At 66.8% G+C, this 7,480-nt stretch carries 8 protein-coding genes and 1 pseudogene; 5 read left to right on the top strand and 4 right to left on the bottom strand.

The window, feature by feature from the left end:
• The first annotated feature begins 141 nt into the window (after positions 1-141).
• The 3 genes from ltrA to ACFV9O_RS39020 all read left to right on the top strand — a co-directional run bounded on the left by ltrA (position 142) and on the right by ACFV9O_RS39020 (position 3,434).
• On the top strand, positions 142-1,572 hold the full coding sequence (gene ltrA, locus ACFV9O_RS39030) for a group II intron reverse transcriptase/maturase (protein ID WP_385427467.1): 1,431 nt from the start codon (positions 142-144) through the stop codon (positions 1,570-1,572).
• A 532-nt stretch (positions 1,573-2,104) separates the two neighbouring features.
• Complete coding sequence (locus ACFV9O_RS39025; protein ID WP_351236367.1) at positions 2,105-2,500, top strand: hypothetical protein; 396 nt, start codon at positions 2,105-2,107, stop codon at positions 2,498-2,500.
• Between the two features lie 523 nt (positions 2,501-3,023).
• Positions 3,024-3,434 (top strand): RidA family protein, encoded by a 411-nt coding sequence (locus ACFV9O_RS39020; RefSeq protein WP_385427463.1) that lies wholly within the window; start codon positions 3,024-3,026, stop codon positions 3,432-3,434.
• Positions 3,435-3,491: 57 nt separating this feature from the next.
• Here the strand turns inward: ACFV9O_RS39020 and ACFV9O_RS39015 are convergent, their stop codons facing one another.
• The 4 genes from ACFV9O_RS39015 to ACFV9O_RS39000 form a co-directional block, all read right to left on the bottom strand.
• Positions 3,492-4,058 carry a transposase gene (locus ACFV9O_RS39015; protein ID WP_385427471.1) on the bottom strand — a complete coding sequence of 189 codons (567 nt, stop codon included), beginning with the start codon at positions 4,056-4,058 and terminating at the stop codon, positions 3,492-3,494.
• On the bottom strand, positions 3,974-4,528 hold the full coding sequence (locus tag ACFV9O_RS39010) for a winged helix-turn-helix domain-containing protein (RefSeq protein ID WP_385427469.1): 555 nt from the start codon (positions 4,526-4,528) through the stop codon (positions 3,974-3,976). Before ACFV9O_RS39010 ends, ACFV9O_RS39015 begins: the two co-directional genes overlap by 85 nt.
• 239 nt (positions 4,529-4,767) lie before the next feature.
• Entirely contained in the window at positions 4,768-5,349 is a 582-nt protein-coding gene (locus ACFV9O_RS39005) for a hypothetical protein (RefSeq protein WP_385427461.1), read from the bottom strand.
• Positions 5,350-5,381: 32 nt separating this feature from the next.
• Positions 5,382-6,029, bottom strand: coding sequence for a transposase (locus tag ACFV9O_RS39000; RefSeq protein WP_385427458.1), 648 nt, complete (start codon positions 6,027-6,029; stop codon positions 5,382-5,384).
• 397 nt (positions 6,030-6,426) lie between these two features.
• On the opposite strand from ACFV9O_RS39000, the pseudogene lexA reads away from it, so the two are divergent.
• Positions 6,427-6,915: pseudogene (lexA, locus tag ACFV9O_RS38995) on the top strand (transcriptional repressor LexA); the annotation flags it as partial.
• A 118-nt stretch (positions 6,916-7,033) separates the two neighbouring features.
• Positions 7,034-7,453 (top strand): hypothetical protein, encoded by a 420-nt coding sequence (locus ACFV9O_RS38990; protein ID WP_385427455.1) that lies wholly within the window; start codon positions 7,034-7,036, stop codon positions 7,451-7,453.
• The last annotated feature ends 27 nt before the right edge of the window (positions 7,454-7,480 follow it).

Here is a 7,480-nt window from a genome sequence, read left to right as displayed (position 1 = left end):
CGGGTGCGGTGATAAGTCGCATGCCCGGTTCGGTGGGGGGCCGTCGGAAAAGGGTCCGCATCAGCGGACACCTCGCCGGCGGCCTACCCTGCGGGACCAGCAAGTCAGCGGAATGGATGCTGGAATGCCGGGAGGTCGTTGGTGAATACTGACGAGCTGGAGTGGGCCTTGATGAAGGCTGAACGCCGGGTACTGGAGATCCAGACCAAACTGCACCGTTGGGCGAACGACGATCCTCATCGCAGGTTCGACGATCTGTACAACTTCGTGTCCGACCCGGCGTTTCTGCTGGTGTCATGGGCACGGGTGAGAGGGAACAAGGGCGCACGCACGGCCGGAGTCGATGGCCGGACTGCCTATGCAGTTGAGGCGAGCCCTGGGGTCGAGGTGTTTCTCGACCGGCTGCGGTCGCAAGTTAAGGACCGTAGTTTCCGACCGGTTCCGGTACGGGAGCGCATGATTCCCAAGGCGAACGGCAAGCTGCGTCGTCTGGGTATCGCGACCGTCGCGGATCGGGTGGTCCAGGCGTCCTTGAAGCTGGTTCTAGAGCCGATTTTCGAGGCGGATTTCATCCCGTGCTCGTACGGGTTCCGCCCGAATCGCAGGGCTCATGACGCGATCGCTGAGACTCGCTTTCTCACGTCCAAGAGCTATGAGTGGATCGTGGAAGGCGATATTGAGGCGTGCTTCGACAATATCTCGCACACGGCCCTGATGGATCGTGTTCGCGGGCGCGTCGGGGACAAGCGCGTCCTGGCTCTGATCAAGGCGTTCATCAAGGCGGGGGTTCTCGCCGAGAGTGGCACGCTGAGAAGCTCCGACGCTGGGACCCCTCAGGGTGGGATTCTTTCTCCGTTGTTGAGTAATGTGGCTCTGTCGGTACTGGACGAGTGCATCGACCAGCATGCCGGAGGGCCGCACTCGACTTCCAAGCAGCGGGTCGTGAGGCGTCGCAAGGGACTGTTCAACTGCCGCCTTGTACGGTACGCGGACGATTTTCTTGTGCTCGTCGCTGGGACCCGTGAGCATGCCGAAGGCATGCGTGATCTGGTGGCCGAGGTGCTCGCACCGATGGGTTTGCGCCTGTCGCCGGAGAAGACGATGATCACCCATATTGATCAGGGTTTTGACTTCCTTGGCTGGCACATCCAGCGCCAGACCAAGCGAGGCTCTGACCGGCGGTACGTCTACACCTACCCTGCCAGGAAGGCGCTGCGCGCCGTGATGGCGAAGGTCAAGACGCTCTGCCGACAGGTCGATACGAACTTGCCGCTGTCAGCCCTGATGTACCAGCTCAATCCGGTACTGAGGGGCTGGTGCGCCTACTTCCGGCCCGGAGTGTCCAGCAAGACGTTCGATTTTCTGGGCTCCTATGTGTGGCACCGAGTGATCTCCTGGATCAGGCGGAAGCATCGTCAGGTCTCCTGGAAGCAGCTCCGGCGCCGCTACTGCCAGGGCCGGTGGTGGCCAATCACCCAAGAGGTACGGCTGTTCAACCCCGCAGAGGTGGGCACGACCCGCTATCGATACCGGGGCACAGCCATTCCCTCGCCATGGGGGGCCAAGGGATGAGAGCAACGCCAGCGTTGTAACGGGGCTTGTGGAGAGCCCGGTGCCTAGCGATGGGCACGCCGGGTTCGGGAGGCGGCCCGGAGAAACCCACCGTCGGAGACGGCGGCAGGGCGCTCCGGGTCGACCTCACGGCGCCCCCGCGCGGAACTGACCGAACGACCAGGCCGCAGGGCCGAACCCCATGCACCGGACCGGCTCCTGCCGGACAGCCGGCCACCCGCGAGCCTCTCCGGCGGGCGTTCGACGAGATTGCCGCCCTGGTCCGTCCTTGGTTTCCGCGCTGCCCCAGCGGCCTGTGGCGCCGCGTTCTGGAGGGCGCGTGACAGTTGCCCCGCGGTCTGCCGGAGAACCGAAGCGGCCAAAGGGATCGTCAAGTATTTTGCGCGCATGGCCAAGCCGTCGGTGGTGTTCTCACCGGTACCGAACCCGACTGCTCGGCCGCACCATCGCCCTGCGGCTCTGCTGCTTCATCCGGTCTGCCGTATGAAGCAGCAGGGCCGCTCATCGCCAACGCCCTGGGGGGTACACGGACATGGGAAGACGTAAGATCGCCGCCGCCGCAAGGAGAACGGGGAAGGCTCTGGCACTGGCTGCCGCCGTCGTCGGGTTGTCGGCTCTGGCTGCCGGGCCCGCCCACGCGGGTGTCATACCCCGTGTCTACCAGGGGGACGACTACGCGGAGGTGTCTCACGTCTACTACGAAGGCGTTTTCCTCGGGGAAGTGGCCTTCGCGTGCGACCGCGAAGCGGACGGCCACGGCGTCTATGCCAAAGTCTGGCTGGTCGGCGGGTACGTGGAGATCAGCGACGGCAACGGATCCGCGAACGGGTGCGGTTCACGCGCCTACGACAGGAACGAGGTCGAAGCCATCGAGGTCTGCGAGCGCGTGACCGGCCCCGACTGGTGCTCCGGCCGGAAGTACGCGTAGGGCCGCGGAACCTCTGCGCGGCCGGGCCTGAGCGGTCCGCCGACTGCGTCCCGTGCTGAGTCGCTGCAGGCCGGCGCTGCGGGCCGCGGGGGCGAGCGGGTACGCGGAGCCGCCACGTCCCCGTGACGGCTCCGCGTACCTGCTGCCGGACCCCGGCCGCGGTTGACGTGGCCGGGGCCCGGGGGCTCAGGCGGCGCGGGCGTGTGCGGCCTTCGGCCGGCTGCCGGGCCCCTCGCCGGGAGGCGGGGGCGGCGATACGGGCGCGGAGCCGGGCTGGTCGGGGCTGCCGGGGTTGCCGGGGCGCTTGAGCTCGCCGATCAACAGCCTGTTGGCTTCGTCGATCTCTGGGAACAGCGTTTGTCGACGGGTTCCGGAGTCAGTTGGTGATCACTCGGCTTGTATTTGTCGAGCAGAAGTGACGGCGCTGCGCGTGGGGGCGGCGACGAAAAGGGAAGGCGGGAACCAACGGGGCGTTGGCAGGATGTCCGAGCTCCAACACCCGATGGGAAAGGACCCGCCGACTATGGCTCGTGCCATCACGTTGATCCGCTCTGCCTCCCTGTCCGACGTAGCCGAGTATGCCTACGCGGCCACGGCGCCCGCCGAGTCACGCCTGATCTTCCTCGCCGGGGCGTGTCCGCTGAACAATGACGGCTCCACGGCAGCGATCGGTGACTATGCGGGTCAGGCAATGAAGGCCATCGAGAACATGCAGGCTGCCCTCGCTACCTCAGGTGCGTCGCTCCAGGACGTCATCAGTACAAGGGTTCTCGTCGCGTCGGCCCGGCGAGAGGACCTGGTGGCTGCCTGGGAGGTGGTCCGGGACTCGTTCGCTGACCATGACGTCCCAAGCACCTTGATGGGCGTCACCGTGCTCGGCTACAAGGACCAGCTCGTCGAGATCGAGGCCGTCGCCGCCGTGCTTGATTCTTGAACCCGCTGACACTCTGTGGCGACATGATCAGCAGCCTTCACTACTGACTTCGGCTTGTCAGGGTGACGTTGGGTTGTCGAGGGTCAGGCCGGTGCCGGCTATGAAGCCGTCGAGGGTGTCGGGTCGGTACTGGAGGCGTTTGAGACGGTTGCGGACGAGGGTTTCGAGCCGGTCGAGGGAGACCACGGCGAGGTTGGCCAGGCTGCGTTTGACGTGTGCCCATACCCACTCGACGGGGTTGAGGTCGGGCGAGTAGGCGGGTAGCAGGAACACCGTCAGCCATTCCCGTTCGGCGATCAGTTCGCGCATGGCGTGGGAAACGTGGGTGTTGAGGCGGTCCCACACCAGCACGATCGGTGCCTTGACGAGCTGGTGGACGCCGTCGATCAGCGCGATGAAGTCGCGCTCGCCCATACTGCGACGCTTGCCCTTGCCTGCCGGGTGGGTGCGCAGGCGGTGGCACAGACGAGTGCGGGAGCCGGGCCGCATGGCGATCACCCCGGCCACCGACAGGCGTCCCGAGCGCCGCCCGCTCACCGTCACGACCGGGGTGCGGCCCCGTCGGCCCCAGGTGCGTCCTTTGGGCGGCCGTCGGGTGAAGCCCGCCTCGTCCTCGAAGCAGATGTAGCCCCCGCAGGCCGCCCGGGCTCTTTTACCTCGGCCCAGGTCGCCTCCTTCCACATCTCGACGGCCGTCTCGTCGCGCTCGGCGACCCTCCGCGCAGGGACCTGCGGGCTGAAACCGAGCCGGTGCATCAGCCTCGTCGCCCCCGAGACGCTGTAGGAGACGTGGAACTTCCTGCCGATCAGCGTGGCCACCCGTGCCGCGGTCCACACCTGGTCCTCCACCCAGCCGTGCGCGGCCGGACCCTGCTCGAGATACCCGGCCAGTTTCTCCAGACAGCGCGGGGACAGACGGCACCGGGATCCGCTCGGACCACGGGAGGCCAGAGCCTGCACACCGCCGTCCCGCCACAGCTGGTGCCACTGGTAGGCCGACTTCGGGCTCACCCGCAGGCGCCGTGCCACCTCCGCCGGCTTGACCCTCTGCTCGAACAGCTCGGCCGCCTGCATCCGCACCGTCTCCCGGCGCAGGCGTCCCTCAGACGTCAGCCCGCCCCCATCCGCATACCTCACGCACAAAGGAACTACAGCCAACAGCTCAGGCACGTACGGCACTTCGGGAAACCTCACCCTAACGAGCCGAAGTCAGTAACGGCATCCCGATGCTGCGCTGGCAAGTGCCTCCCGAACTCAGGTTCTGGCTCACTTTCCGTGATCCGTGCACGGTGAGTGATCTCCACTGGGAGACCAGTGAGGACGGAAGGTGGGTCTCAGCTGCAGACGATGGGGCAGCCACGTCGGATCGAGTGCTGGGCAGCGCGCAGGAACAGTGCGACGTAGAAGGCTGTGTCCAGGTCCTTGCTCCACGGTCCTGTCCCAGTAGTGGCCAGTTCCTTTGCTTGGTGCCTGAACCACGTGCTCAGGTCGAGGTTGTCGCATGTTGCCGGGGTTTCAGGTGGCAGATCGATGACTGCCGCCAGTTTCTCGGCGAGCGGTAGTACCTGGGGGGCGCTGGCGACCATGGAGTCGTAGTCGCTGGATTCGATGGGCAACCAGATCTCCTCATCGAGCGAGAAGGGTACGAGCACGGTCCAGCCGCAGAGGGTCTCCGATTCCTCTCGTGACAGGTGCGTCTCGCACAAGGCGAGGAACCCGGTCATGGGTGGGGTCAGCTTCTCCTCGAAGGCTTGCCCTGAACCAGGCGCGAAGTCCGTCTCCGGGGGGACGTCCTCGTAGGGCGGCAGGCCCCGCTGCCTGAGTTCAGCGTTGAGAGCTGAGGCGACCTCGCCCCACCCGTCTTCCTCGTCACCGAACCATTCCTCCGCGCCAACGCTCACCAGGTACACACCCATGTGGGGAAGCTATCGCGCGCATCAGACATCGATCAGTGTGCCAAGAGGACTCGCTTGCGTAAGAGAGCGAAGCCGGCCCGGCCGAACATCTGTCTCTTGAGCATCTTGATGCGGTTGACATGCCCTTCGACGACGCCGGAATTCCACGGCAGAGTCAGACCGGAGATGACCGCGTCGCGATCTCGGTCGATGCCTGCGGCGAGGGTGTGGAGGGTGGGCAGGTCGTCTTGGCGGACGGCGTCGAGCCACTCCGGGAGCCGTTCGCCCTCGCGCTCGGCGAGCATCCGGGCGAAGGAACGGACATGCCTGGTGAGAGCGTCCAGCTCCGGGCAATGGGCGAGCACGGCCTTGAGCCGCAACTGTTCGCCCTCTGTGAGGCTTTCGGGGTGTCGCAGAATCCACCCGGAAACCGTTCGTGGGGTCGGCGGCCTGGCGGAGACCGGTCCTGGTGAGAGGCGCTTTTCCCGTAGGTAGGCGCGAACTCGCTGGTAGCTGCCCTTGTAGCCGAACGGCACGATCTCTTCCCACAGTGCCCAGGCGTTGGTGCATCCCTGGTTCCAGCGGTCGTCAAGGTACGGCTTGTACTCGTCGAGGACAGTGGGACGGTCCTGCCATTGTCCCTGGAAGAGGTCCTCAGGAGCGGCTGCGTCGGCCAGGCGCTTGACGGTGCGGTGGGTCATGTGAAGCTGGCGACCGATTGAGCGTCGGCTGTGGCCAGCGGCCAGCAGCGTGTGGACGATGGCATGCCTGTCCCGGATACGGTCGGCGAACCGGTGCCCTGTTGGCCATGGCGATCCTGTTGTCGCCTCGGGCGGTGGAGTCGCGACCGCGGGCTGGGCTTGCGCACGAGCCGAACCGGTGCGCCCGTGTCCGTCCGTTGTGTGGGGTTTCGAAGCAGGTGTTCCCCCGGTGGTGGGCGGGTTACTGTCCAGGTCACGCAAGATCATCCTGGGGGCGCCATATGTACCTTGAAGCGCATGCCGAAGCCGCTGTCGGGCCGGGCCGGCCGCAAGGGAGTGTCCGGGGTGCGGACGGGCTTTCCTCGCGCCAGGCGGCGATCGTGGCGTTCATCGAGGACTGGAGCGCATGGGCGTGCTGTACCGGGATCCGCACCGGCCGCGCGCGTACCGGGTCCGGCACCGCTGGATGCCCGACCCCGGCCTTGAGCACGAGCTTGTCCCGCTGGTGGAGGGGGCGCAGGTGCCGCTGGTGGGCCGGATCGCCGCGGGCGCGCCGGTGCTGGCCGAGGAGGCCGTCGAGGACGTGCTCGTGCTGCCGCGGCAACTGGTCGGCGAGGGGGAGCTGTTCGCCTTGAAGGTCGTCGGCGAGAGCATGATCGAGGCCGCTATCTGCCCGGGTGACGTCGTCACCGTGCGCCGTCAGGATTCCGCCGACCACGGCGACATCGTCGCCGCGCTCCTGGACGACGGTGAGGCCACCGTCAAGCGCCTGCGCCGCCAGGACGGTCAGGTCTGGCTGATGCCCCACAATGCGGCCTACGAGCCGATCCCGGGCGACGGTGCGCGCATCCTCGGGAGGGTCGTCGCGGTGCTCCGCGTGTTGTGACCGCGCAGAGCGGTGGGGACCACCGTCCCGTGTCGAATCCCCTGCTGACCGGGGTGGGTGCCTGGCAGAATCCGGCGCCCGGGCGCAGGTGGAGCGCCCGGGCACAAGGGGAGGGATCTTGGCACTCTTCAGGCGTCGTGGCCCAGAAACGAGCACCCGGCTGAGCACCTATCTACCCGGTGCGAACAGCGAGGCCCGGCGGTTCTTCCGCACGCTGGTGCAGCACCACCAGAACTCGGTGGACCTGCGGGCAGCCCAGGGCGCAGGTCCGGAGGCCACCTGGGCTCGGGTGGGGTTGGTGGCCGGCCTGCACGACAGCGACGTCCGGCGGACGCTGCGCGACGTGGGCCCCCGTACCGATGTGCTTCGTCCGGATATTCAGCGCGCGATCGCGGTGGCCCTCGATCAGTTCGCCGGCGTCCTCGGAGTCCGCGGCACTCTGGTTCAGGCGTGGGGGACGGCTATCGCTTTGGTGACTGGTTTGGTGGTCAGGCTGGAATGGGGATCCAGGCTCCTCGGCCGTCGAAGAGCTGGGTAACCACGTCGAGCAGGTTCTTGCCCTGTT

Source organism: Streptomyces sp. NPDC059909 (genome assembly GCF_042730885.1).
Classification (GTDB): Bacteria; Actinomycetota; Actinomycetes; order Streptomycetales; family Streptomycetaceae; genus Streptomyces.
This window is presented reverse-complemented; position numbering and strand designations above follow the sequence as displayed.

Bases quoted from the DNA above. Each gene is read 5' to 3' on its own strand.
- ACFV9O_RS39025 (WP_351236367.1), top strand. From the start codon at position 2,105: ATGGGAAGACGTAAGATCGCCGCCGCCGCAAGGAGAACGGGGAAGGCT.
- ACFV9O_RS39020 (WP_385427463.1), top strand. From the start codon at position 3,024: ATGGCTCGTGCCATCACGTTGATCCGCTCTGCCTCCCTGTCCGACGTA.
- ACFV9O_RS39005 (WP_385427461.1), bottom strand. From the start codon at position 5,349: ATGGGTGTGTACCTGGTGAGCGTTGGCGCGGAGGAATGGTTCGGTGAC.
- ACFV9O_RS39000 (WP_385427458.1), bottom strand. From the start codon at position 6,029: ATGACCCACCGCACCGTCAAGCGCCTGGCCGACGCAGCCGCTCCTGAG.